The sequence below is a fragment of the Rhizobium sp. YTUHZ044 genome (assembly GCF_051123975.1).
In the GTDB taxonomy this organism is placed as follows: Bacteria; Pseudomonadota; Alphaproteobacteria; order Rhizobiales; family Rhizobiaceae; genus Rhizobium.
This window is the reverse complement of sequence record NZ_CP101426.1, coordinates 3,680,950-3,706,592: the sequence shown is the minus strand read 5'-3', so window position 1 is coordinate 3,706,592 and position 25,643 is coordinate 3,680,950. Positions and strand designations below refer to the sequence as shown.

Sequence of the window (25,643 nt, the reverse complement as noted above, 5' to 3'; positions counted from 1 at the left end):
GAAAATTTGGGAAACCGTCATATTCACATTGCCGCGGAGGATTGATTTCAATCGCCTTTCCCGATCTGCTGGCCGGCAGCGACAGCCGAAAGCCGCACCGGGTTGTTCCGGCGCGGCTTTCCTTTGTCCCTTTTTCGTGGCGGTATGCTCAGTTCGTCAGACGTGTCAGCTGAGCGGAGGCTTTCGCACCGATCGCCTTAAAGGCGGCAAGGAGGTCTTCCATTTTTTCAGCTTGGAAATAATGGGAGTCGTCGGAGGCGCAATAATGCAGCAGCGTCTGTCCGCCAGCGGGTGCCATAAAGGCAATCGTATAGATTTCGATGCCCTTGGACTTCGCCGTGTCACATGTTGCCTTGGTCAGGGTGTCATATGAACGGCCGCCGCTGCTATCGTTGTTGTTGTCTCCGTCTGTCATGAAGACGATGTACTTTTTGGGTATTTGGCCAGTCTTCAGCTTATGGGCGGCGTCCTCGGCATCGTTCCCCGCGGCATTTTTTGCCGTCAGGGATGAATAGGCCGTGCTCATCGCGCCGCTCGAATTGGTGCCGCCTCCTGACTGAAGCGCATTGACGTAGCTCGATACACCGGCAGTCCCCCAGGCGAGACTACTGGGTGTATATTGAACGATATCGTAAGAGACTGCGCCAGTGCGTACGTATTGGGCGTTGGGATCGGCGCTGCTCAACTGGCCGAAGAGATTGCCGGCGGCGATCTTCAGCGCCTCTATTTTCGTATAGTAGTTCGTGCGGCTGCCCGTGCAGGTGTCGTAGATGGTCTTGCCGTGCTTGTTCAAATGAGGATTGCAGTCATAGGTGTACGATTCCGTCGGATCTTCCTCGTTAACTGTCGCGGTATCCTCTCCCATCGATCCCGATTTATCGAGCGCCAGATACATCGAGATGGAGCCCTGGGTCTGCGAATGGCCGCCAACAGTGGTGCCGGAAGCCGAGAGGTGTTGCGCGCTGAAGCCGACCGCCTGCATGAGTGGGTTGACCGTGAGGTCGTAACTCGGCGAAACCGTCACTTGGTAGGATGTCGATTTGCCCGAAGTCGTCGTTTGGACATTGACGCTCGTTGTGCTCTTGATGTCGGCACCGCTCTGCAGATAATTCGCCATCTGCCCCGCGACGAAATTCCGGGCGAAGGCTTCGGCCCCAGTCGTTTGGATCGTGCCATTCGCCAGTGCGGTGGCGGTCGCAAGCGCGGCTGAGTCGGCCGCCTCCTGCAATTGCTGTTTCGAGAGGAGCATATCACCGACCTGGATCGCCATGCCGGCAGCGCCGAGAAGAACCGGCGCCAAGATCGCCGTCATGATACCGAAATTACCGCCTCGATCGCTGAACATGCGACGCAGGCAGGGATGCAAAATGGAGGTGCTCATCATGTTCACCCAACTGGAAACCCTGTGAGGTAATTTACGCACGCTGCTTCTTTACGCCGCCCTTACGGCGTCAATAGACTTTTAACGAATCGGCTGATTTTTCCAGTTTTGGGATCATTTCAGCGGGATTACGTCGACCGCCTGAACGGCACGTTGACCGCCGTAGCTTTTCAAAACGCCGATAACGGGAACCACGTCGGAATAGTCCCGGCCATAGGCGACGACGATATGATCCGTGCCGGCAGGGATGTCGTTGGTCGGGTCGAGCTCGATCCAGCCGATCGTCTCGCCGCACCAGGCCCGCACCCAGGCATGCATCGCATCTGCTCCTTCCAGCCGTTCCTTGCCGGGCGGTGGAATGGTACGCAGGAAGCCGGAGACGTAACCGGCCGGGATGCCGAGGCTTCTGAGCGCCAGAATCATGACGTGGGTGAAATCCTGGCAGACGCCGCGCTTCAGCCTGAACGCTTCGAGCGGGGTCGTGTCCACCGTCGTCGCGTCGGAATCGTAAGTGAAATCCTTATTGATGCGGGCGCAGAGCGCATGGGCGATCTGCACGACTGTCAGCCGGGGCGTGACGCAGCTTCGTGCATAATCGCCAATCTCGCGGGCCTGGGTCAGGCGCGGGCTGTCGCCGAGAAAGTGATGCGGTGAATCCGGCGCCAGTGACCAGACGCCTGATATTTCCTCCGGCAGCCCGGCAAGCAGCGGCGAGAAATCGGCGGCGATCGGCTGGCTTTCGACCTGCACACGGGCCTGCATGCGAATGTCGAGCGTCTCATGCGCCGTCCGCAGCATGAAGGAGGTGGCGGGGTGTTGAAAGAAGTCGACGAAATGCGACTGCTCGTCCGGCGTCGGCGAGACGGTGATCGAGCCGGCGACCAGGCGTTGCCGGTTGGCGAGCGACAACGGCATCAGGCGCATGATATGGCGAGCGCCGGAGGCCGGCACGTCGTAGCTGTAACCCATGCGGAGCGAGAGATCGTAAAGCACTGCCGTCACCCGAGATAGGTCTGGGCGAGCAGATCCGAAAGCTGCTCCAGTTCGCGTTCGAGCCGCTGGTAGACCTCGACCCCCATGCCCTCGGGCGTCATCACCGCCAGACCGGAATGAAGCCGCATCGCCTCGCGGTAGAAGGGCGACATCTGCCCATTGATCAGGGCGTTCGGCAATTGCTCGACCTCATGATGGATCTCGTTCACCTGGAAGAGGACTGAGCGGGGGTTGAGAGGGTCGAGCGCCAACAGGTCGGTGACGGTCAGCCGCGCGGTGTTGACGTTGTAGCGGCGGCGATGGGTCATGACGCTGTCGCCGATCTCCAGCAGCATGTCCAGCGCGCCGTCGGGTGCTTCTGGTCCGGACATGTGGCCGAGCAGGCGCGTCATGTGCAGGCCGCGCTCGATATAGCGGCCGAGCGAGAGAAAACGCCAGCCCATGAAGCGGTACATGTTTTCGTGCACGAGGCCGGCAAAGCCGGCGAGCTTGCGCAAGAGAATTGTCATCGCATGACTGGCGTCATCGCCGGCAGTGACGGTGGCGTGAAAGCGGCGGGCGGTCTTGGCGAGATCGTTGAGGGCGAGCCAACCATCGGGCGAGAAGCGGTCGCGGATGTTGCTCGCCGAATAGACGGCGCTGTCGATGTTGCGCAGGAGCCTTTCGGGCACGGGCTCGGCGGTATCGATGTCGACGGCCGCGAGATAGGCGGAGACGTCGGCGAGCAGCGGCTGGCCCGGATCGGCGGCTTCGGCAAAACGCGCATGCCAGGCGCGCAGGATGCGCAGCGCCCCTTCGGCACGTTCGATGTAGCGGCCGAGCCAGAACAGGTTGTCGGCCGCCCGGCTCGGCAGGCTGCCAGGCATGTTGCGGGTGAAGCTGCCTTCTGCCGGCAGCAGCGTGTGGCGCTCGACCGGCTTGTCGCTGACGATCCAGACGTCGGCAGCTGCACCGCCAGACTGCATGGCGATCGCCGAGACGTCGGCGCCGGAGCCGATGCGGGCAAAACCGCCGGGCATGATCTGCCAGCCGTTTGCCGTGCGGGCAGCGAAAACGCGCAGCGACATCGGCCGCGGCACGAGTTTGCCATTCACCCAGGCGGGCGTCGTCGACAGCGTGACGACTTCCTGGCCGACCAGCTTCGGGCCGTCCGAATTCAGCCAGTCGGCGATGGAATCTTTGGCGGTCGCCCGCAGCGACGAGCCGAGCACGGATTCGCCGTTGTCGTCGAAGAAGGGCGCACGGGAATAGGCCGGGCCGATCACCATTTTCTCGATATTCTTGGCGACCTGCTCGCGCTCTTCCTTCTGGCCGCACCACCAGGTGGCGATCGACGGCAGTTTCAGATCCTGCCCCAGCAAATGCCGGCAGATGGTCGGCATGAAGGCTAGAAGCGCCCGGGTTTCCAGAATCCCCGTTCCGAGCGCGTTGACGATGGTGACGCTTTCAGCGCGCAGCGCCTCTACCAGACCGGGCGTGCCGATATGTGAATTCTGGTTCAGCTCCAGCGGGTCGGCAAAGGCTGAATCGAGGCGGCGCCAGAGCACGCCGATCGGCTTCAGGCCGGCGACAGTGCGCACCATGACGCGGCCCTTGACGACAGCGAGATCCTCACCCTCGAGCAGCATGAAGCCGAGATAGCGGGCAATGTAGGCGTGTTCGTAATAGGTCTCGTTGGCCGGGCCTGGCGTCAACACTGCGATGCGGTCGTCGCCCGAATGTTTCATGTCCTGCAGCGCATCACGGAAGGCGCCGAAGAAGGAGGCGAGGCGGTGGACGGGCGTTTCGGCGTAGACATCCGAGAAGGCCCGGGTCGTCGCGACGCGGTTTTCAAGCGCAAAGCCCGCGCCGGAGGGAGCCTGGGTGCGGTCTGCCAGCACCCACCAGTTGCCGTCAGGCCCGCGGCCGATCTCGAAGGCGCAGAAGTGAAGATAGTGGCCGGATGCCGGCCGGATGCCGGCCAGCGGGCGCTGATATTCAGGATTGGCGGCGATCAGCGCCGGCGGCAGGAATCCTTCCTCCACCAGCCGGTTCTCGCCGTAGATATCGGCAATGATCGCCTCCAGCAGGTCGGCGCGCTGGACAAGGCCCGCCGACAGCGCCTGCCATTCGCGTTCATCGATCAGCACGGGAATATGCGAGATCGGCCAGGCCCGTTCGCCGGTGCCCTTGCTGCCATAGGCGCGATAGAAGACGCCGGCATCCCTGAGATAGCGGTCGGCGCGGGCGAAACGCTCGGCGAGATCCTTTTCCGGCATTGCGCCGAGATGCGAGAGGAAACGCTGCCAGACGGGGCGGACTGCGCCCTTATTGTCGACCATTTCGTCGGCGGAGCCGGGAAGCGTCGCATAATCGAAGGCCGCATCCTTGCCGATGCGATCTCCAGCCTCTTCCCTGCGCTCCGCTGCCGGTCTCTTACCCATCAAAACCCAACCTCACCCTCGGCCTATACCCCCGGGGCTTCAAATGCCGGCGGGCCGCCTCAGATCCAGCGTCAGCGGGAATTCAGGCGAACCCGTCTCGGCGCGCGGAATAAACCCGCCCGCCGTATGCCCCCACGGCTCGAAGCGGGCGAGCCGCCTTGCTTCCGCCTCGTTGCCGTTGACCGGGAAGGTGTCATAGGTCCGGCCGCCCGGATGGGCAACATGATAGATGCAGCCGCCAATCGAACGCTTCGACCATGTATCATAAATGTCAAAAGTCAAAGGTGTGTTGATCGGCAACACCGGATGCAAGCCGGAGGCCGGCTGCCATGCCTTATAGCGGACGCCGGCGACCGATACGCCCGACGTGCCGGTCGGCGTCAGCGGCAGGACGCGGCCGTTGCAGGTGACGGTGTAGCGCGCGGTATTGCTGGTTTCGAAGCGTAGCTGCAGGCGTTCGACGGACGAATCGACATAGCGTACCGTGCCGCCGATCGCGCCTTGCTCACCCATGACGTGCCAGGGTTCCAGCGCCTGGCGCAGTTCCAGCTTCGAGCCCTCGTATTCGACTTCGCCGCAGAAGGGGAAGCGAAATTCGAGCTGGGCCTTGAACCATTCCGGGCTGACGTCGAAACCGTTTTGGCGAAGGTCGGCAAGCACGTCGAGGAAATCGGCCCAGACGAAATGCGGCAGCATGAAACGGTCGTGCAGGGTCGTGCCCCAGCGGACGAACTTGCCGTCGACCGGGTTGACCCAGAAGCGGGCGATCAGCGCGCGCACCAGCAACTGCTGGGCAAGCGACATGCGTGCGTTCGGCGGCATCTCGAAGCCGCGGAACTCGATGAGACCCAACCTGCCGGTCGGGCCGTCGGGCGAAAACAGCTTGTCGATGCAGATCTCGGCGCGGTGGGTGTTGCCGGTGACGTCGGTCAAGAGATTGCGGAACAGCCGGTCGACGAGCCAGGGCAGCGGTGGCTGGCCGCGGCCGGGCGCGGCGATCTGCGCCATGGCGATTTCCAGCTCGTAGAGGCTGTCGTGACGGGCTTCATCGATGCGCGGCGCCTGGCTGGTCGGGCCGATGAACATGCCGGAGAAGAGGTAGGAGAGCGAGGGGTGGCGCTGCCAATGGAGGACGACGCTCTTCAAGAGATCGGGACGGCGCAGGAAGGGGCTGTTGTTCGGATTGGCGCTGCCGACGACGACATGGTTGCCGCCGCCTGTCCCGGTATGACGACCGTCGATCATGAACTTATCGGCGCCGAGCCGGGTGGCGCGCGCCTCCTCGTAGATCGCCGTGGTGATATCGACGCATTCCTTCCAGTTCGAGGCCGGATGGATATTGACCTCGATGACGCCGGGATCGGGAGCGACGCGGATGACATTGATGCGCTCGTCCTGCGGCGGCGGGTAACCTTCGATATGGACCGGAAGCTTCAGTTCGGCGGCGGCGTTTTCGGCCGCGGCGATCAGCTCAAGATAATCCTCGATGCGTTCGACCGGCGGCATGAAGACGCAGAGCCTGCCGTCGCGCGGTTCGACCGACATAGCGGTGCGCACGGCGCCGGCGATGTCGCCGAGCGTCTGTTCGATCCGGCTGCGATTGCTCTCGCCGGCTTGGAAGGAGGCTTCCGGCATGGCCCGACCGGCCGGTACAAAAACGTCCGGCAGCGGTTCACGCGGGATCGTCGGATCGGCGGGATAGATATAGGGATAACGCGCCGGGGGCACATAGGGCAGGGTGCCGAGCGGCAGACGATAGCCGATCGGACTGTCGCCTGGAACGAGGAAGATCCTGCCGCGGCGGGTGTTCCATCTCTCGCTGATCCACACACGGCTTTCAGCCGCCCTGGCGTTCCATGCCTGGACCGGAAGGACGTAACCTGTGGGGACGGTCAGGCCGCGGGCAAACACCCGGGCGATACGGTTGCGCTCCTCGGGATCCTTCAGCTTCGAATTCGCCGGATCGACGTTTTCGGGGAGGTTGCCCTCCTTGATGATCCAGTCGGCCGGATCCTCATAGGCCGGCTGCACCATGTCAGGCTTGATCGCCAATTCTTTTGCGATGGCCGTCAGAAACTTCTCGGCATCCTCTGCGGTGACGCCGGTGTCCTTGCCCTCGGCGGCGACCAGATCGAGGTTCTGCCAGACCGGTTTGCCGTCGCGGCGCCAGTAGAGCGAGAAGGTCCAGCGCGGCAGGCTTTCACCCGGATACCATTTGCCCTGGCCGTAATGCAGGAAGCCGCCGGGGGCGAAGCGTTCCTGCAGCCTGCGGATCAGGCTGTCGGCTTTTTCGCGCTTGGCCGGGCCGACGGCGGCGGTGTTCCATTCCTCGGACTGGAAATCGTCGATCGAGACGAAGGTCGGCTCGCCGCCCATCGTCAGATGCACATCCTCGGCTTCGAGGACACGGTCGACTTTCTCGCCGAGTTCGTTGAGCTCATCCCAGCTTTCATCGGAGAAGGGCTTGGTGATGCGCGGATGTTCGGCGACGCGCGAGACCTTCATATCGAAGGCGAATGCGGTTTCGGCCTCGCCGAAATAGCCGCCGGAAATCGGGGCGGCGTTGCGGTAATGCGGCGTTGCTGCAAGTGGGATATGGCTTTCGCCGGTCAGAAGGCCGGAGGTCGGATCGAGGCCGACCCAGCCGGCACCGGGCAGATAGACCTCGGCCCAGGCATGCAGGTCGGTGAAATCGACTTCGGTGCCGGAGGGGCCGTCGAGCGCCTTCAGGTCAGGCGTCAGCTGGATGAGGTAGCCGGAGACGAAGCGGGCGGCAAGTCCGAGGTGGCGCAGGATCTGGACGAGCAGCCAGCTGGTGTCACGGCAGGAGCCCTTGGCGCTTTCCAGCGTCTCTTCCGGCGTCTGCACGCCGGTTTCCAGGCGGATGACATAGCCGATCTGCCGCTGCAGGCGGGCATTCAAACCGACGACCATATCGACCGTCGGCTGGCCCGGCGACCAGTCGAGAGTCGGCAGCAGCGCCTTGAGGCGCGGGCCGGCCGGCTCCGGCGTCATGTAGATCGACAGATCCTCGCGGATGGTTTCAGGATAATCGAACGGCCACTTGGTCGCCTCCTCCTCGACGAAGAAGTCGAAGGGATTATAGACCGTCATATCGGCGACGAGGTCGACCTCGATCTTAAACTCCGTCACGGGGTCCGGGAAGACGTAGCGGGCGAGGTAGTTGCCGTAGGGGTCCTGCTGCAGGTTGACGAAGTGGTTGGAGGGCGTGACCTTCAGCGAGTGGCTGAGCACGCGTGTCTTCGAATGCGAGGCCGGTTTCAACCGGATGATCTGTGGGCCGAGGCGGACCGGTTTGTCGTAGGTATAGTGCGTCAGGTGATAGATGCTGGCTTTGATCGACATATTGCTCTTTTTATCCGGCGCGCATCGTTGTGCGGCTTGCTGTTCCCGAAACCAGTGTGTGCAATGCAGCGAAAGAAAGCAAGGGCGCCCAGGACTCGGCGGCTTTTACCCCGCCTTGGCGAAGGTGACCGCCGCCTTCAGGCCCTTGCCGCCCGCACACGGCTCCAGCGTCAGGGCGGCGTTGAAAAGATTGGCGATTTCTTCGACGATCGGCAGGCCGAGGCCGGCGCCGGGCGCGCCGGAATCATTGCCGCGCGAAAAGCGCTGGCGAACCGCCTCCAGCTTCTCGCTGGGAATACCGGGACCATTGTCCTCGACTTCGAGGCGAACCGTGTCGGCGGCTGCGATGATGCGGACGGTGACCTCAGCCCCCTTGCCGGCATAGGCGATGGCGTTGCCGGCGAGGTTGCGCAGCATCTCGCCGATCAGCAGCGGCTCGGCGCGGACCATGGCCGGGCTTTCGCCCTCGAAGCCGAGATCAATACCGGCGACGGCAGCCGCCGGGATCTGCTCGCCGGTGATTTCCTGAGCGATTGCGGCAAGGTCGATGGCGGAGGCGGTCAGCGCCTCCTTGGCCGTGGCGGCGTCGATCTTCGCCATCAAGAGAAGCTGAGCGAGGATGCGTTCGGCATGCGCCACGGCCTGGTCTCCCTTCAGCGCCGCCGCCTGGGCTTCATCAAGCGAGCCGGCGCGGGCGGAAAGGGCAAGCTGGGTGCGGATGATCGCTAAGGGCGTGCGCAGCTGATGGCTGGCATTGCCGGTGAAATGGCGCAGCGCATCGAGGGCCGATTGCAGGCGGACCATGAAAGAGTTCACCGTATCGACCAGCGGCTCGACCTCGCTCGGCACGGTTTGTTCGATCGGATGCAGATCGTCAGGACTGCGCTCGCCGATGGCGTCGCCGAGCTTGTAGAGCGGGCGGAGCGCCACCGTGACCGATATCCAGACGATGACCGCCGCGCCCAGGATCATGAAGGCGAGACGCAGCGCCGAACGTACGAGAATCGCCTGCGTCAACTGCCGGCGGGCGATGGTGGTTTCGGCGACGGTCACGACGAAGGGCACGGAGCGGATGCCCGTCGAGGCCGAGCGCTCGAGGGTGGCGATGCGGATCGGCTCGCCGCGGAAGCTGTCGTCGGCAAAGGCCGCGGCATTGCCGGGCGTCTTCTTCAGGACCGGCAGGGATTGATAGCCGGTGATGAATTGACCCGGAGGGCCGTCAACGCGGTAGAAGACCCGGTCCTGCGCCGCCGAGGTCAGCATTTCAAGGGCGACATAGGGAATGTCGACCTGCAATGTCCCGTCTTCGGCGACGACGACGCGTTCGGCAATTGCGAGAGCAGAGCCGGCGAGCACGCGGTCGGAGACGATATTCGACGTCTGGACCGCCTCGCGATAGGTATCGGCGAGCGCCAGCGTGCCGATGACGGCGGTCGAGATGAGCAGCCAGAAGAGCAGCCGCCGCCTGAGGGAATAGGCCGCTTTCATGAGGCCTCGGGCAGCTTGTCGAGATAGTAGCCGATGCCGCGGGCGGTCTTGACCGTCAGGCCGTGCGGCGAGAGGCGTTTCCTCAGCCGGCTGACATATTGCTCGATCGCGTTTGCGGAAATGTCGTCGTCGAAGGCCGTCAGCGACTGGATGATCGCCTCCTTGGCCACGACCTTGCCGGCCCGCATGAAGAGGATTTCGAGCAAGCCGAGTTCGCGGGCGGGAATATCAAGAGGAGTGTCGCCTGATGAAAAGGTGCGGGAATTAAGGTCGAAAGAAATGCCGCCGAAACCGACGGTCGCCGAACGCAGCCCGGCCTGGCGGCGCAGCAGCACGCGTACGCGGGCCTCGAACTCGGCAATATCGAAGGGTTTGATGAGATAATCGTCGGCACCGAGATCGAGACCCTTCACCCGTTCTTCCGGCGTGCCGCGCGCCGTCAGGATCAGCACGGCTGCCTGGTTCTGCCGGGCGCGCATGGCGCGCAGCACGTCGAGCCCGTCCATTTCGGGCAGGTTGAGGTCGAGTATCACCAGATCGAAATTTTCCGCCGCGATAACCGCATTGGCGGATGCGCCGTCGTGGACGACATCGACGGCATGGCCGGTGCCGCGCAGGATCGCCGACAGACCGTCGGCCAACGCGATATTGTCTTCTGTGAGCAGGATGCGCACGAATGTTCCCTCTGTTTTCAAAGGAGATTACAAAGGTGGCGGAGCGATGTCATAGCGATTTTCAAAATTCGATGAATGGCCGGGGACGAGATTTCAGCTCCCGGTCCTCTCGATCCGTTCACGTTCCGTCATTGCGATCGCCAACAATTTCCGGAAGCGCGGATCGTCGCGGATGTTGTCGAGGTCGGAATCATTGTTGAACCATTTGATGTGATAGACGGAGCTGTGCGGCAGCAGCTTCTCGAGCAGGTCGATTGCTTGGTCGGTATCGCCGAGGACGGAATAGACGCAGGCAAGATTATACTGGGCGACAATGTCGTCGGGATCGATGGCGATCGCACGGGCGGCCCAGTCGCGGGCCCGCGTCGCATCGCCGAGATGGGCAAGCGCCAGCGCGCCGCGATGGGCCGGGCCGGAGTTTTCGGGATTGAGATTGAGCGCACGTTCGGCGCGCAGCAGGCCGAGTCGTGCCCAGTTTTCTGTATCCACCGGACGGCCGAGCGAGCGGTAGGCCGACATCAGATGGATCGGCGAGACGTAGTCGTCAGGGCGGATTTCAGCGGCGCGGGTGAAATATTGAACGGATTCGGCAAAGTTGCCGCGCATGAAGAAGAAACGGGCGTAATGAAAATTCGCCTCGAAGAGGTTCGGGTCGAGCGTGAGGGCACGTTCGAAGGCGGCCGCCGCCCGATCATCGAGGCCGCTCTGATGCAGGGCCAAGCCATGCGAGGCATGGGCCTCGGGAAGATCGGGATCGAGCTGAAGAGCCCGGGCGCTCATATCGAGGAGGCGCCTCAGCGGCACATCGTCGGGCGCCCAGTCGCGGATCGCAGCGTCGCAATCGGCGATGCCGGCATAAGCCCGGGCATAATCAGGATCGAGTTCCACCGCCTTGCAAAACATGCGTCTTGCGAGTTGCAGGTAGGATTTCGTCCAGCTGTGCGAGAGCTGGCGGCCCCTGAGGTAATAGGTGTAGGCCTCGACATTGGCCGTTGGTTCGTTGGCGATCGCCTTCTTTTCCTCCGGCAGCAGGCGCACCTTCAGCTGGCTGACGATCGCCTGTGTGATCTCGTCCTGGATGGCAAAGATGTCGGTGAGGTCGCGGTCGTAACGCTCGGCCCAGAGGTGGTCGCCATTGGCAGTGTCGATCAGCTGGCCGGAGATGCGTACGCGCTTGTCGAAGATGCGCACGCTTCCTTCGAGCACATAGCGCACACCCAGTTCCTGGGCGAGGCGCTTCAACTTCACCGATATGCCCTTGTAGGTAAAGATCGTGTTGCGCGGCACGACGTGCAGGCTCGAGATCTTCGAGAGATCGGTAATGATGTCTTCGGTGATGCCGTCGGAAAAATAATCCTGATCGGCGTCGCCGCTCATATTTGTGAAGGGCAGCACGGCAATGAAGCAGGTATTGCGGTTCTCAGCGACCAGCCTGGTGGAGGAGGGCGGCGCCAAGGTGACGGTGTAGACCTGAACGGGCTGCCTGATATTCTTCAGCATGTGCTCGCCGATGAATTCGAAGCCGAGATTAAGGCGCGAGCCGATCTGGTCGCGCACGGAGGCCGACACGGCGATGCCGCCCGGTGCTGCGATACGCTCTAGCCTTGCGGCAAGATTGACGCCGTCGCCGAAAATGTCGCCGTTCTCGACCACGACATCGCCGAGATTGATGCCGATGCGGAATTCGACGCGCTCGTCCTTCGGCACGTTCTCGTTGCGGGCGGCCATGCTCCGCTGTATTTCGGCGGCGCAGGCCACGGCATTCACCACGCTCTGGAATTCGGCAAGGATGCCATCGCCGGTGAGTTTGACGATCCGGCCCTTGTAGTCCGAAATACGAACGTCAACCAGTTCGCAGCGATGGCGGTTCAGCGCCTGCAAGGTGCCTGACTCATCAATGCCCATCAGTCGGCTGTAGCCGACGACATCCGCAGCGAGAATAGCGCTCAGTCGTCGTTCCATGACCCCTCCCATGGATCACCCGGAGTATTCTAGTTTTTTATAGAGTTTTTGTTGCGCAGAGTCGTCCCCCGAATAGAAAATTCGGACGGCTTCGACGTTTTCACGCGGCAGCGCACCGTATATCGTCGCCAATCTTCTTCAATACTCTAAAGGGGCGAAGGACGAGATGAAAGCATAATCATTTATGGCTAAACGTGTCGCCAGGCTCGTAACTACGCTATTGCTGCGCCATGCCAATACTTGCCGTCGGGACAATTCACTCGCTGTCCGAATCCGGCGCCCTTGCTCCTCCAGGCATGCTCGGGCATTGTTGCGGTATGAGGAGTATTTTCATTTTGCTGCTGGCGTTCTGGCCGGGTTGCGTCCTGGCCGACCAAGCCTTCTATCCGGCGAAGTCGGGCGATGTCGCCGCACCGGTGCTGACGGTCTATTCTTCGCTCGACGAGCCCTTGGCACAGCCGATAATCCGGGGGTTCCAGGAGGCCAATCCTGATGTCGCAGTCAGATATGAGGACATGCTGACCGGTGAAATCTACGACCGGATCGTCAGGGAAACGGATGCCGGCGGCAAAACGGCGGATTTTGCCTTTTCCTCGGCGATGGACTTGCAGGTGAAGCTTTCCAACGACGGCTATGCGCAGGTCAGCAATCTGCCGATGAGTGCTGCCTGGCCGAAATGGGCGAATTGGCGCAATACCGCCTATGCGCTGACCTTCGAGCCGGCGGTGTTCGTCTATCACAAACCGAGCTTCGCGCACGAGCCGGTGCCGAGCTCGCGGGCCGAACTCGTCGACTATCTGAAGCGCAAGGGCAATGTGGTCTATGGCCGGATCAGCACTTACGATATCGAACGCTCCGGTGTCGGCTTTCTCTTCATGGCGCGCGACCAGGAGCAATTCGGCGACATCTGGTCGGTGATCGGCGCGATGGGCGCGGCCGGCGTCAAACTTTACTCAACGAGCTCGGCGATTCTCGAACGCGTGGCCGACGGGCGTTTCGTGCTCGGCTATAATATTCTCGGCTCCTACGCCGCTGACTGGGCTTCGCGGCACCCCGATGTCGGCATCGTGCTGCCGAAGGACTACACGGTGGTGATGTCGCGCATCGGACTGGTGCCGCAGGCTGCGGCCGAGCCGGAACTCGGGCGCCGCTATCTTGCCTTTTTCATGTCGAAGGTGGGCCAGACGATCATGGCGCGCGAGCTGCAGATCCCGGCCGTCAGCCCGGAGGTGGCGGGGGAAAACACTGCCAATACGTTGCAGGAACTGCTCGGCGCCCAACTTCGGCCGGTGCCGGTCAGTCCCGGGCTGATGGTCTATCTCGACCAGGTAAAGCGTGCGCGGCTGATCGCGCACTGGAACGAGGTTCTGCGGGCGCAGTGAAGAAGGCCAGCCTTCGGCCGGTTCATGACCTCGATACCTGCTACACCTCGGCGGGCTGCTAGCCCAATTACGGCAAAAAAGCGGCTTCTCCTTCTGGATATCTTGCCGATGTCAGCTAGATGACAGGTTGTTGTGGTGGCTTTGGCTACTTCTTCTCCGTGGAGGCGGAGAATTGAAGCCTTGGGAGGCATTCCGCTCGTCATTCAGGACAACTGCGTCCATTGGCCGGCCCCCTCCCGATTCATTCGAGAATAACAAGCGGTTCGCTCAGCCGCCCACGGAGGACACATCGTGAAGCATACGTTCATCGCAACCATTCTCGCAGCCGCCATCGCGCTGCCGGCCTATGCGGCCGACTACACCATCATCGCGCCGGCCGCTCCCGGCGGCGGCTGGGACCAGACGGCCCGTTCGCTGCAGGCTGCGCTGCAGCAGGAGAAGATCGCCGGCAACGTGCAGGTCCAGAACGTTCCCGGCGCCGGCGGCACCATCGGCCTTGCACAGTTCAGCAGCCAGGCCGCCGGCAATCCGAATTCGCTGATCGTCGGCGGCTACGTCATGGTCGGCGCCATCCTCACCAACAAGTCGCCTGTGACGCTGAAGGACGTGACGCCGATTGCCCGCCTGACCGGCGAATATGAAGCCGTCGTCGTTCCTGCCTCGTCCGATATCAAGACGATGGCCGATCTGGTCGCGGCGCTGAAGAAGGATCCGGGTTCGGTTTCCTGGGGCGGCGGCTCGGCCGGCGGCACCGATCACATCACCGCAGGCCTGATCGCCAAGGCTTCCGGCGTCGACCCGACGAAGATCAACTATGTCGCCTTCTCCGGCGGCGGTGAAGCGCTCGCAGCCATTCTCGGCAACCAGGTCACAGCGGGCATTTCGAGCTACAGCGAGTTCGAATCGCAGGTGAAAGCAGGCATGCTCCGTCTCCTCGCCGTCTCCAGCGACAAGCGTATCGACGGCGTCGATGCCCCGACGCTGAAGGAAGCCGGTACCGACGTCAGCATCCAGAACTGGCGCATGGTCGCCGCAGCCCCTGGCCTGTCGGACGACGAGGTCGCCAAGATCACCGCCGACTTCGAGAAGCTGCACGGCTCTGCCACCTGGCAGGAAACGCTGAAGACCAAGGGCTGGGCCGACACCTATCTGTCCGGGGATGCCTTCAAGGCGCAGCTCGAAAAGGACGTCTCCGCCACCGAGGGCATTCTCAAAGAGATCGGACTTGTTCAATGAGCGAGGATAAGACCTCCTCGGCAACCGAGCGCCGCCCTGATCGGGCGGCGTTCATCATTGCCGTTTTCCTCTTCGCCATCGCGGGTGTGATGGCCTGGGATGCAACGCATCTGAAGGCGATCGCACAGTATGCCCGCATCGGTCCGGCAACGGTTCCGGAGGTAGTGGCGTTCGGGCTTTTCTGTCTTGGCGTCTGGACAGTCGCCGAAGCCTGGCGCGGCGAGTTCCCGGAACGAGACAAGCAAGAAGTGGCGCCCGTGATCTGGATCGTCGCCGGTCTTGTCTGCCAGATGCTGCTTCTGCGCATTGCCGGCTTCTCGATTGCGACCGGTATTCTGTTTGCGTTGACGGCACGCGGCTTCGGCAAACACAAGCTCTGGATCTCGCTGCCGATCGGCATCGTTTTCAGCTTCGTCGTCTGGGCGATCTTCTCGCAGCTCCTACAGCTGACGCTGCCGGCCGGCCCGCTCGAACATCTGTTCTTCTGACTGCGCGGGACGTGCTGTCAGCTCTTTTGATTTTTCGCGGCGACCGATTGCGAAGGCACGGACGGGAACGCCGCCTGGGACACCAAGATGAGCACATTCGAATTCCTATGGCAGGGTATCCTGGTTGCGATGCAGCCGATGAACCTGGTTTATGCGCTGGTCGGCGTGACGCTCGGCACTGCCGTCGGCGTCTTGCCCGGCATCGGCCCGGCGCTCACCGTGGCGCTGCTGTTGCCGGCCACCTACAAGCTCGATCCGGGCGGCTCGCTGATCATGTTCGCCGGCATCTATTACGGCGGCATGTATGGCGGTTCGACGACGTCGATCCTGCTCAACACGCCGGGTGAAAGCGCCTCGATCGTCACCGCGCTCGAGGGCAACAAGATGGCGCGGGCCGGGCGCGGCGGACCGGCACTGGCGACGGCGGCGATCGGCTCCTTCGTCGCCGGCCTCATCGCGACGCTCGGGCTCGCCTTCATCGCGCCCTATATCGTCAAGCTGGCGCTGGTCTTCGGGCCGCGTGAATATTTCGCGCTGATGGTGCTCGCCTTCGTCACCGTCTCCTCCGCCTTTGGGGATTCGGCGCTGCGAGGCCTGACCGCGCTGTTCATCGGTTTCGCCCTTGCCATGGTCGGCATCGACCAGCAGACGGGCCAGGCCAGGCTTTCCTTCGGCATTCCCGACCTGCTTGACGGCGTCGAAGTGACGACGCTGGCAGTGGCGATGTTCGCGATCGGCGAGACGCTCTATATCGCAGCGCAGGGCAACCGGGCCGCGGAGCAAGTAGAGGCGGTCAAGGGTTCGCTCTGGATGAACGCACAGGACTGGTCGCGCTCCTGGAAGCCCTGGCTGCGCGGCACGCTGATCGGTTTCCCGATCGGAGCGATGCCGGCGGGCGGCGCTGAAATCGGCACCTTCCTGTCCTACTCGACCGAAAAGCGGCTGGCCAAGAACCCGGAAGAATTCGGCAATGGCGCGATCGAAGGCGTGGCCGGTCCAGAGGCGGCGAACAATGCGTCAGCCGCCGGCACGCTGGTGCCGCTCCTGACCCTCGGCCTGCCGACGACGGCGACAGCGGCGATCATGCTCGCCGGCTTCCAGCAATACGGGCTGCAGCCGGGGCCGCTCCTGTTTGCCACCAATCCGCAGCTCGTCTGGGGTCTGATCGCCAGCCTGCTCATCGCCAACGCGATGCTGCTCGTCCTCAACCTGCCGATGATCGGGCTCTGGGTGCGGCTGCTGACCATTCCGAAGCCGTGGCTTTATGCCGGCATCCTGCTATTTGCGACGCTCGGAACGATCGGCGCCAACCCTTCGGTGTTCGAACTCGGCATGCTGCTCGCCTTCGGCCTGCTCGGCTATGTGATGCGGCTCTTCGGCTATCCGATCGCGCCTGCCGTCGTCGGCCTGATCCTCGGGCCGCTGGCCGAGCAGCAGCTGCGCCGCGCGCTGGCGATCAGCCAGGGCGACGTGACGACACTGGTGATGTCACCGATCGCGGCAGGCCTGCTCATCGTTGCGGCGGCTGCTTTCCTGATCCCGCTGATCCTGCGCATTCGCGGTCGGGGCCAGGTGCTGTCGCAACTGGCGGCAAACGAAGACTAGAAGAAAAAGACAACCTTACCCCTGCCTGGAGGCCGGCCATGGAGACATGCGCCGGCCGCTTCTTTTTGCATGGCTGCGGTGATTTTCCGTGCATTGTCGATTCGCCGGCGCGCCGCCATCTATGAGTGGTCAATCATAGAGCAAGAGGAACAGGATAATGTCCGCCATCCGCAATTCAGTCCACGCCGGCTTCCTGGGCCGCGCATTCGCTGCGCTGAGCGCCGCCAACGCCGTCAGCGCCGCTGTCGAGGCCGGCCGTCGTCCGCGCGCCCGCGACCTCAAGGAGCTTGGCATCGACCCGGCCTCCTTCGGTCAGGTCATCCGCTAAGCCCTTCAAGGCATGCACGAATGAAATAGCCCGCAACCGGATGGTCGCGGGCTTTATTTTTTTGTCGGAGCAATAGCCGCAATGCTGAAGCGCGTTGCGACCTTCCATCGCCTGCCACGTCAGGCGTGCAGTTCTTCCCGCCGGTCGGCGTGATCATCCGCCCTCTCGCGCCTGTTGTGGCGAATGGACGACCAGAGCGACAGACCGATCAAGACCGCGCCGCCGAGGCCGGTGATAACCTCGGGAATGTGCACCAGGGTCTGCGCATACATGATCACCGAGAGGATCAGGATGGCGTAGAAGGCGCCATGTTCGAGGTAGCGGTATTCTGCAAGCGTTCCCTTCTCCACCAGCATGATGGTCATCGAGCGCACATACATGGCGCCGATGCCGAGGCCGATCGCGATGACGAAGAGATTCTGCGTCAAGGCGAAGGCGCCGATGACGCCGTCGAACGAGAAGCTGGCATCCAGCACCTCCAGATAGACGAAGGCGCCGAGGCCGCCCTTGGCGGCTGCGCTCATCGTCTGCTGCGACGCATCGAGTAACTCGCCGACGACCTCGACCGCGAGGAAGGTGAGCAAGCCGTAAATGGCGCAATGGACGAAGACGCTGGCGTCCTCGCCGCCGATCAGCCAGGAGAATACAAGCATCAGCGCCAGCACGAAGGCGATTTCGATGCCCCTGATGGTGGCCGAGCGCGCCATCACCTTTTCCAGGCCGCGAAGCCAATGGATCGTCTTCTCTTGGTCGAAGAAATAGCTGAGGCCGACCATCATCAGAAAGGTGCCGCCGAAGGCTGCGATCGGCAGATGCGCATCGTTCATGATGCGGGCATATTCCTCGGGTTCGCGGGAGGCGAGCACCAGAGCGTCCCAGGGGCCGATGCGTGCGGCGATGGCGACGATCGCCAGCGGAAAGACAATACGCATGCCGAAGACGGCAATGATGATGCCCCAGGTGAGGAATCGTTTCTGCCAGACCGGCGTCATCTCCTTCAGCTTGTTGGCATTGACGATGGCATTGTCGAAGGAGAGCGAGATCTCCAGCACCGCAAGCACGGTGCAGATGAAGAAGACGGTCGCCATGCCGCCGATCGTGCCGGTGGTCTGCCAACCGAGCACGGCGCCGAGAATGAGCCCGAGGGCCGTGACGATGAAAGCCCAGCGGAAATAGCCGAGCGAGGATTTATTGGTCTGGGACTGGTTCATGGCCGCACCTCGCGGCCGCAAAGCTTGGAGGGGATGGAGGTATTATAAAAACGCGGCATACCACAACGGGCATGCTGACGAGGCATGGTGAGCTTTTTCATCGATGAAAAATCCGCCGGCTGAGCTGCAGGCGGTACCGACATCACGAGAGCGCCGTAAAAACTCTCGCCAGAGGGGCCCGGCACCAATGTTCCCCGTAGCCGATGTCTGGAAGGCTGCGGGATAGGCCCTAGGTAATCTACTTCCCCAACCAGTCAAGGCCAAACGCGCCACAGAAAACGGCAAATTTTCGGGAACCATTGGGGGCCTCCGCTCGTTAAACCCTGGTTGAGCTGAAAGGAGGCCGATGATGCACACTTCGACCCATGTTCCCGACAAGCGCACGGAGGCATCCGACCGCATGAAGCGGGCGAGACCAAATCGCATGCAGAAGGCACAGGTACTGCCTCCGCATCATGTCGACCTGACGCTGACGCCCGGCGTCATCCACGACATTCACGTGCCGGCGCATGTGACCGGCGCGGACCTTTCCAAAGGGGGGCCTGACATCAAAGCTCATACGAACACGAAGAAATAACGGCTCTTCCGAAGGCCTCTTCGGCGTGCTGACGGTCGATCTGAAACAGTGTGAGAAACATATGGCAATGAACTTTGTGGCCCGGGATATTGTGATCCGGCACGAAAATGAATGGCAGGCCATCCGCGAGGGGCCCGACAAGCGCATCGAGATCGGCAAACGCAAACAGTCGATCGCTTCGCCCAGCAGCGGCGCTGCATCGGCGGGGAAAAATGAGCCTTCGGCCCAACGTCCGGACTAGGCGAAAGACAAACCTGTGGAGATAGGCGCCCGGCGATGCCGGGCGTTTTGCTGTCCAGAGTATCGGCCCACGTCAAAGATAACGGCCCGCGCCAACCTTTCGGAAAGGATTGGGCAGCGATAATCCCGGCCTCACGGGATTCGGACAGATGGCCAAGACAGCGACACGCGGCCGCCGCAAGGCGCCGGCGAGAGGAAAGAGCAGAGCGCGCGGCGGCGGGTTGCTGCCCTGGGCGGTGATCGGCATTGCCGCGATCGGCGGCATCGTCGCTCACGACAATTGGAAGAGCCTTCAGCCTATGCTTGAACGGCACTCGGCGCCGATCGCAGCGGAAATGGCGGAGCCGAGACCTGTCACCAGGAAGGATGTGCCGCCGAAGCAGGTGGCGCTTGTCGCACCGACGCCGAGAGCCGCGCCGCCGACGCTGCAGGCGCAGCCGCTGCCGCCGGCTGCAATCCCGACGCCGGCCATCCAGCCGGTCAAGGCGGTGCCGGCCCCGGCCTCTCCCGGGGCTCAGCAGACGGCAACGGGCGCCTTCGGCTATTGCGGGCAGGGCGCGCACATCAATTGCGTCGGCGACGGCGGCGTCTTCTGGTACAAGGGCGAAAAGATCGTCATTGCCGATATGGCAAGCCCGGTGGCCGACCAGGCGCGCTGCGATGACGAACGCAGAGTGGCCTTTGCCGCGAAGCTGCGCCTGCTGGCGCTTCTGAACGCCGGCCCCTTCGCCATCGACGCGGCTGGAACGACCGAGCCCTCAGGCGCGCAGCGGATCGTCTCGCGCGACGGGCGCTCTTTTGGCGCGCAGCTGATCAAGGAAGGGCTGGCGCGCAAGCCAGGGGCGGCCGGCGGCGCGTGGTGCGCCGCCTGACGGGAGCTATTTTCCCTTTTTCACCAGCTGGCCGCCGGTGCGGAAGCTGCCGGTGAAGGAGGAGTCCTTGCTTTCGGCGGTGCATTCGATCGCAATCGGCTTGCCGGCGTAGGGATTGCCGAAGGTGCAGAAGCCGGCGACCTTGACCTGGCCGGTCATCTTGTTGCCGACGCCCGTCGTTACCAGGCTCAACGGCAGGCGAGCATTGCCGTTGGAGGCTGGCTTGATGCCGCTGCCATCGCCCTGGAAGCCGAGCGCTTTTCCGTCTGAAGTGAAGATGAAGGTCACCGAACCGTTGGCCAGCGTGACGCTGGCAAGCTCGTTTTTGCAGCCCTTGGTGGCGTCGAATTTGGCGACGACCAGTCTGGCGCATTTGCCGGAAAGCGTAATGACGCCGGGAGCGCCGGGAAATGTCTCCGGCGGGGAGGCCGGCGCGGCGGAGGCTGGCAAGGCGAGGACGGCGGCAACAAAGCCGGCGGCTGCAAGCGCGGATAACTTCATTTCAATCTCAAATCCCATGTCCTGGCGAGGCGAATCACCGCTTCACCTTCGATTGGCCATGGCACGGCTCTGTGTCCGAAATTTGGTTCCATGTAGCATAAAGATTCTGCCGTTCGCCGGGCCAGCCCGCGGAAGGGCGGAACGTCGGTTTGGCTTGCCGGTTAAAAGGTCCGGCAACGGCATGATCTTCCGGACATCGGCAAGGTTCGTGCGTCCGATAGGACGCACGACGCTCTAATGGCCGTGCTCGTCGAGCGCCTGCCGCCTGGACACTTCTGGTCAAGGCGGAATGGGCCTAGGCAGGGAAGTCCAGGCCCATTCTTTCCCGATCGGAGGTCAGTCAGATCAGGAATTTATAGCTGCCGGTCTGGCCGGCAGCCTTGATCAGAACGCGCGCTGCAGGCGGAAGTAGCCCGAGGTTACGTCGTCGGCATTGTCCGGATCGAGGTACTGAACCGAGACCTTTGCGGAGAAGTTGTCGACGATCTGATAGTCGATCGTTACGCCAGCCTTCCAGGCGCTGACGTCGTCGTTGAACTCGCCGGCAGTGATGCCGTAGTTGTCGTAGTACTGAACGGCCGGAGTGATCTTCAGCTTGTCAGTCGCCTTGATGGCGTATTCGGCAGCGATCGCCCATTCAGCCTTGTTGTAGTAGGCGTTCGGGTTGGATGCGTAGACGACTGCGAGGCCTAGCGTGCCGGGCCCGACGGCAACCGTACCCATGGCGCGGACGGCGCCTTCTTCGTTGTCAGTGTCGTAACCCGCAGTGATCTGGTAGCTGAAGATACCGGCCTTGCCGCCGAGACCGACGGCAACGCCGACGTTGTTGGCGGTTTCGCCGTTGTAGAACGGGCTGTCTTCCAGCTCGTCGACGCTGATGCCAGCATAGAAGGCGTCGGTTTCGTATTGATAACGCAGCGAGTTATGCAGCGTTACCGGAGAACCGATATCGTCGGTTTCGCCGGAGAGGCCGTCGTCCCACCAGGAGTAGAACAGACCAGCACGGAAGCCTGCGATGTCGATGTAAGCGGAGTCGAGCTGGGCCTTCTGGGCCGAAGCATTGTCAGCATTGAACTGCATGACGATAACACCGGTCAGCGGACCATATTCGGTGTCGCTCTTGGCGGTGAACTGAACCTGGCCGCGGGTGCGGGCGTCCCAGTCCGAGTCGTTGGCGACGGAACCGCCGCCGCCGGCGCCGATCGAGCTGGCGTTCGGAGCAACGTCAACCTGGAAACGGACGTAGCCGTTGATCTTCAGGCAGGTCTCGGTGCCGGGGATGTAGAAGTAGCCGGTGCCGTAAGCGTCGCAGACGCGAACATAGTCAACCGGTTCCGGTTCGGCGGCGACGATAGCGTCAGCGGCCTGAGCACCGGATACTGCTGCGAGAGCAGCAGCGGAGCCGAGAAGAAGGCTCTTGATGTTCATGGAATAACCTCCAGTTCAGATGCGAGAGGATGAAGACCGTTGCCATCGGCAGTCCCTACGTGTCTTCACCCCGTGTGATCGAAGCGGCACCTTTTTAGCTCGGTGTCTGCCTCGCCGCGGAAGTTACATAAGGGATGTTGGACCGCAACGTCGTTGTCGATCATGACAGCAGGCTACACCGGCTATGTTGCTGAAATAACACGCATTTTGTCACAAGCTTGTCATCTGCTTGTCACAAAAATCATACTTCTGAATTCCGAGCAACGAGGGGCTGAGCACTCAGCAATGGTATGCAATTGACGCTCGAATGAGCGCCTCCTCATATGAGGGCGGCCATAACTGCAATCTACGCGAGTCGGCGCAAGGCCAGGCGACCGGATTGCCTGGACACCGATCAATCGGAGCAAGGGACGGATCTCAATGACTGCGACATCCTCAAGCGGAGACAGAAATCGCCTCGCGCGCTAAAGCACATCGCATGAACCAGCTTTGATGCGACGTGCTTTAAGGACTTTTGAAGTCGTCCCAGAGGATCGCTACCCCAGCCGCGAATATCGTGATCGGAATCAGCCAAAACTTGATGCTGATCGGTTCAACGACATGAAACTGCATGTAACCGAAACCGAAGAGGCCAACACCAGCCAGGGCGAGGCCCAGAATTATGGATATCGCTTTACGTGTCCGCGTCCTTTGCGTCATACGCCCCCTGCGCCAGAGGTCGGATTCGGGCGTACGCCGGTCTTGATAAATAAAATCCCCGAGTCGGAGATCTGTCAATGATGTCAGGGAGATCGGATGGTGGGCGTGACAGGGATTGAACCTGTGACCCCTACGATGTCAACGTAGTGCTCTCCCGCTGAGCTACACGCCCATCCGATGGCGGCGCATAGATCACAAAACCTTCGGAGCCGTCAATAGGCTTTTTTCAGTTTTGTGACGCGCCGCCCGACAAGCCTTACGCGGCAAGCATTTTATTGACCTCGTCGACGAGGTCGCGCAGGTGGAAAGGCTTGGAAAGGACCTTGGCATCCTTCGGCGCCTTCGAATCGGGGTTCAGCGCCACGGCGGCAAAACCGGTGATGAACATCACCTTCAGATCCGGATCGAGTTCGGTGGCCCGGCGCGCCAGCTCGATGCCATCCATTTCGGGCATGACGATATCAGTCAGCAGCAGGGAAAATGGCTCCTCGCGCAGCCGGTCATAGGCGCTGGCGCCATTGTCGTAAGAAAGGACCTTGTAGCCGGCCTTTTCGAGCGCTTTCACCAGGAAACGGCGCATGTCGTTGTCGTCTTCGGCGAGAAGTATCTTCTGAGTCATCAATCCAGACCGCTAATCAATAGGTTTTGGGTGGGCTGCCAGCCGTCTACACTAGTCTTTGCCCGGTAAACAACCGGTGAATTGCCTGTGCGTGATGGTCATCCCTTCTACATAGTATGGACTTGAGGGCGGGCAACTGGCAACATGAACAAAGCAGTCAGTTCATGACATGGTAAAGAGGGCCGAAAGTGCCGGAAATCCGCGAATACGAGCTTTTTGAGGTCCATGAGCCCGTGTCGCAGACCATTCCCTTCGTCTACAACTCCCCCCATAGCGGCCGAATTTATCCACCGGAATTCATCGCCCAATCGAGGCTGGAAGGCATAGCGATCCGCCGTTCGGAGGACCACTATGTCGACGAGCTGTTCGGCTCGGCCGTCGAACTGGGCGCGCCACTGCTCGCCGCCAATTTTCCGCGGGCCTATCTCGACGTCAATCGTGAGCCCTACGAGCTCGATCCCAGGATGTTCGACGGGCTGCTGCCGCCCTATGCCAACATCAATTCCCTGAGGGTTGCCGGCGGACTCGGGACCATTCCGCGCATCGTTGCCGAGAACATGGAGATCTACGCACGGCGGCTGCCGGTGCAGGAGGGGCTCGATCGGGTCGAGGCAGTCTACAAACCCTACCACGCGGCGCTGCGCCGGCTGATCGCCCGCACCCATGTGCAGTTCGGCTTCGGCGTTCTGATCGACTGCCACTCGATGCCCGGCAATGTGCGGGTCGCGGGCTGCACCACGCGGCCCGATTTCATCGTCGGCGACCGGTACGGCACCAGCGCTTCGGCCGAACTTTCACGCGCCGCCATCGCCATCCTCGAGGAAATGGGGTTCGCGGCGATCCGTAACAAGCCTTATGCCGGTGGCTTCATCACCGAGCATTACGGCCGTCCCTCGCGCGGTCTGCACGCGCTGCAGATCGAAGTGAACCGGGCGATCTATGTCGACGAGGTGACGCTGGAGAAGCGCGAGGATTTCGCCGCGGTGGCCGACGCCGTCGCGGCCTTCATGCGGCAGATGGCGGATTATGTCGAAAAATTTGCCGGCGATCGAGCGCTGGCCGCCGAGTAAACTGCTTTCCTGATTCTCGACCTGCCTCCCCAGGTCAAAAAAAACCGCGCTTGTCAGCGCGGCTAAGTCTAGGGAGGAAACACCCAAGGAGGGTATTTACAGTCAGAAGACTGTAACGACGACGCTACTATTGCATTGCACAAATGTCAAGCAATATATTGCGCTGCGATATCTTTGGGCAATTCGCCTGACGTTGCCCGCTTCGTTTGCATTCCCGCTCGTTTTCGCTATGAAAGCGCATTCCCGCTAGCCAAACGGTGTCACCATGCTTCCTGACCGTTCATTCTTCAATCGTCTGGCGGAGGTCGCCCGCGCCGAGACGCTGCCGCGCTTCCGCTCCGGCCTTGATGTCACGAATAAACTTTCTTCCGGCTTCGATCCGGTGACGGAAGGCGATCGGGCGGCCGAGTTCGCCATCCGGGCGCTGATCGAGGAGAATTTCCCCGACCACGGCATTCTCGGCGAGGAGCACGGCGATGTCGGGCTCGACCGGGACTATGTCTGGGTGATCGATCCGATCGACGGCACGCGCGCCTTCATATCGGGCGTGCCGGTCTGGGGAACGCTGATCGGCCTGCAGAAGGAAGGCCGGGCCATCATGGGCATGATCGAGCAGCCCTTTACCGGCGAACGTTATTTCGCCGACGAGAACGGCTCGATCTATACCGGGCCGGAGGGTGAGCGGCGGCTGGTGACGCGCCAGTGCGAGGCGCTTTCGAGCGCCATTCTGTTCACGACCTCGCCACATCTCTTCGCCGGCGGGGAGATTGAGAAGTATCGGGAGATCGAGGGGCAGGTGCGGCTCTTCCGCTATGGATGCGACTGTTATGCCTATGCGCTGCTTGCCGCCGGCCATATCGATCTCGTCATCGAAAACGGGCTGAAGCCCTATGACGTCGGCGGCATCATTCCCGTCATCGAGGGGGCGGGCGGCTTCATCACCACCTGGGACGGCGAACGGCCGGAAAACGGCGGCTCGATCATCGCCGCCGGCAGCCGCGCGGTCTACGAGCAGGCAATCGCCATCCTGCAGCGCTGAACCCGGGCTCGGCAAAGCCGATGCCCCAGGCCGGCAAGGCCGATTCCGCTGGCGGCGCGGT

The 25,643-nt window shown here is 62.1% G+C and carries 22 protein-coding genes and 1 tRNA gene; 10 read left to right on the top strand and 13 right to left on the bottom strand.

The features are described from left to right. Window positions 1–148: 148 nt before the first annotated feature. The 7 genes from NL154_RS18250 to NL154_RS18220 all read right to left on the bottom strand — a co-directional run bounded on the left by NL154_RS18250 (window position 149) and on the right by NL154_RS18220 (window position 12,287). The gene (locus NL154_RS18250) at window positions 149–1,381 is read right to left on the bottom strand and encodes a pilus assembly protein TadG-related protein (protein ID WP_434733156.1); all 1,233 of its coding nucleotides are present in this window, start codon (window positions 1,379–1,381) and stop codon (window positions 149–151) included. A 114-nt stretch (window positions 1,382–1,495) separates the two neighbouring features. Next, window positions 1,496–2,383: a transglutaminase family protein gene (locus NL154_RS18245; protein WP_210629834.1), complete on the bottom strand. Its 888-nt coding sequence runs from the start codon at window positions 2,381–2,383 to the stop codon at window positions 1,496–1,498. Continuing rightward, window positions 2,380–4,797, bottom strand: coding sequence for a circularly permuted type 2 ATP-grasp protein (locus tag NL154_RS18240; protein ID WP_210629835.1), 2,418 nt, complete (start codon window positions 4,795–4,797; stop codon window positions 2,380–2,382). The genes NL154_RS18245 and NL154_RS18240 overlap by 4 nt, the downstream gene beginning before the upstream one ends. A 39-nt stretch (window positions 4,798–4,836) precedes the next feature. Next, on the bottom strand, window positions 4,837–8,163 hold the full coding sequence (locus NL154_RS18235; protein ID WP_434733155.1) for a DUF2126 domain-containing protein: 3,327 nt from the start codon (window positions 8,161–8,163) through the stop codon (window positions 4,837–4,839). Window positions 8,164–8,268: 105 nt separating this feature from the next. Beyond that, the gene (locus NL154_RS18230; RefSeq protein WP_434733154.1) at window positions 8,269–9,651 is read right to left on the bottom strand and encodes a sensor histidine kinase; all 1,383 of its coding nucleotides are present in this window, start codon (window positions 9,649–9,651) and stop codon (window positions 8,269–8,271) included. Beyond that, a complete protein-coding gene (locus NL154_RS18225) occupies window positions 9,648–10,325 on the bottom strand; it encodes a response regulator (RefSeq protein ID WP_020922268.1) in 678 nt (225 codons plus the stop codon). Before NL154_RS18225 ends, NL154_RS18230 begins: the two co-directional genes overlap by 4 nt. Window positions 10,326–10,418: 93 nt before the next feature. Next, window positions 10,419–12,287: a TPR end-of-group domain-containing protein gene (locus NL154_RS18220; RefSeq protein ID WP_210629838.1), complete on the bottom strand. Its 1,869-nt coding sequence runs from the start codon at window positions 12,285–12,287 to the stop codon at window positions 10,419–10,421. Window positions 12,288–12,622: 335 nt separating this feature from the next. On the opposite strand from NL154_RS18220, the gene NL154_RS18215 reads away from it, so the two are divergent. The 5 genes from NL154_RS18215 (at window position 12,623) to NL154_RS18195 (ending at window position 17,326) form a co-directional block, all read left to right on the top strand. Then, window positions 12,623–13,669 carry an ABC transporter substrate-binding protein gene (locus NL154_RS18215; RefSeq protein ID WP_210629839.1) on the top strand — a complete coding sequence of 349 codons (1,047 nt, stop codon included), beginning with the start codon at window positions 12,623–12,625 and terminating at the stop codon, window positions 13,667–13,669. A gap of 291 nt (window positions 13,670–13,960) precedes the next feature. Continuing rightward, the gene (locus NL154_RS18210) at window positions 13,961–14,905 is read left to right on the top strand and encodes a Bug family tripartite tricarboxylate transporter substrate binding protein (protein WP_210629840.1); all 945 of its coding nucleotides are present in this window, start codon (window positions 13,961–13,963) and stop codon (window positions 14,903–14,905) included. Beyond that, window positions 14,902–15,393, top strand: a complete 492-nt coding sequence (locus tag NL154_RS18205) for a tripartite tricarboxylate transporter TctB family protein (RefSeq protein WP_210629841.1) — start codon at window positions 14,902–14,904, stop codon at window positions 15,391–15,393. The genes NL154_RS18210 and NL154_RS18205 overlap by 4 nt, the downstream gene beginning before the upstream one ends. An 87-nt stretch (window positions 15,394–15,480) precedes the next feature. Next, a complete protein-coding gene (locus NL154_RS18200; RefSeq protein WP_210629842.1) occupies window positions 15,481–16,998 on the top strand; it encodes a tripartite tricarboxylate transporter permease in 1,518 nt (505 codons plus the stop codon). A gap of 157 nt (window positions 16,999–17,155) precedes the next feature. After that, window positions 17,156–17,326, top strand: a complete 171-nt coding sequence (locus NL154_RS18195) for a hypothetical protein (RefSeq protein WP_094299101.1) — start codon at window positions 17,156–17,158, stop codon at window positions 17,324–17,326. 119 nt (window positions 17,327–17,445) lie between these two features. Here the strand turns inward: NL154_RS18195 and NL154_RS18190 are convergent, their stop codons facing one another. Beyond that, complete coding sequence (locus tag NL154_RS18190) at window positions 17,446–18,537, bottom strand: DUF475 domain-containing protein (RefSeq protein WP_210629843.1); 1,092 nt, start codon at window positions 18,535–18,537, stop codon at window positions 17,446–17,448. Between the two features lie 346 nt (window positions 18,538–18,883). Here NL154_RS18190 and NL154_RS18185 point away from each other — a divergent pair, with 346 nt between their 5' ends. From NL154_RS18185 to NL154_RS18175, 3 genes are all read left to right on the top strand, one after another. After that, window positions 18,884–19,114, top strand: coding sequence for a hypothetical protein (locus NL154_RS18185; RefSeq protein ID WP_210629844.1), 231 nt, complete (start codon window positions 18,884–18,886; stop codon window positions 19,112–19,114). Between the two features lie 40 nt (window positions 19,115–19,154). Continuing rightward, window positions 19,155–19,355, top strand: coding sequence for a hypothetical protein (locus NL154_RS18180; protein WP_434734112.1), 201 nt, complete (start codon window positions 19,155–19,157; stop codon window positions 19,353–19,355). Window positions 19,356–19,503: 148 nt separating this feature from the next. Next, the gene (locus NL154_RS18175) at window positions 19,504–20,226 is read left to right on the top strand and encodes a hypothetical protein (protein ID WP_221146401.1); all 723 of its coding nucleotides are present in this window, start codon (window positions 19,504–19,506) and stop codon (window positions 20,224–20,226) included. Window positions 20,227–20,232: 6 nt separating this feature from the next. Here NL154_RS18175 and NL154_RS18170 read toward each other — a convergent pair whose 3' ends face one another. The 5 genes from NL154_RS18170 to cpdR1 all read right to left on the bottom strand — a co-directional run bounded on the left by NL154_RS18170 (window position 20,233) and on the right by cpdR1 (window position 23,473). Beyond that, window positions 20,233–20,727: a hypothetical protein gene (locus NL154_RS18170; protein ID WP_210629846.1), complete on the bottom strand. Its 495-nt coding sequence runs from the start codon at window positions 20,725–20,727 to the stop codon at window positions 20,233–20,235. Window positions 20,728–21,111: 384 nt separating this feature from the next. Continuing rightward, window positions 21,112–22,155, bottom strand: a complete 1,044-nt coding sequence (locus NL154_RS18165) for a porin (protein WP_210629847.1) — start codon at window positions 22,153–22,155, stop codon at window positions 21,112–21,114. Window positions 22,156–22,659: 504 nt separating this feature from the next. Beyond that, on the bottom strand, window positions 22,660–22,854 hold the full coding sequence (locus tag NL154_RS18160; RefSeq protein WP_311043523.1) for a hypothetical protein: 195 nt from the start codon (window positions 22,852–22,854) through the stop codon (window positions 22,660–22,662). A gap of 97 nt (window positions 22,855–22,951) precedes the next feature. Next, a tRNA-Val gene (locus NL154_RS18155) sits at window positions 22,952–23,026 on the bottom strand. Between the two features lie 84 nt (window positions 23,027–23,110). After that, entirely contained in the window at window positions 23,111–23,473 is a 363-nt protein-coding gene (cpdR1, locus tag NL154_RS18150; protein ID WP_003542883.1) for a response regulator CpdR1, read from the bottom strand. 188 nt (window positions 23,474–23,661) lie between these two features. Between cpdR1 and NL154_RS18145 the strand changes: the two genes are divergently transcribed. Next, window positions 23,662–24,543 carry an N-formylglutamate amidohydrolase gene (locus tag NL154_RS18145; protein ID WP_210629848.1) on the top strand — a complete coding sequence of 294 codons (882 nt, stop codon included), beginning with the start codon at window positions 23,662–23,664 and terminating at the stop codon, window positions 24,541–24,543. 265 nt (window positions 24,544–24,808) lie between these two features. Then, the gene (gene hisN, locus NL154_RS18140; protein ID WP_434733153.1) at window positions 24,809–25,582 is read left to right on the top strand and encodes a histidinol-phosphatase; all 774 of its coding nucleotides are present in this window, start codon (window positions 24,809–24,811) and stop codon (window positions 25,580–25,582) included. Window positions 25,583–25,643 lie beyond the last annotated feature (61 nt).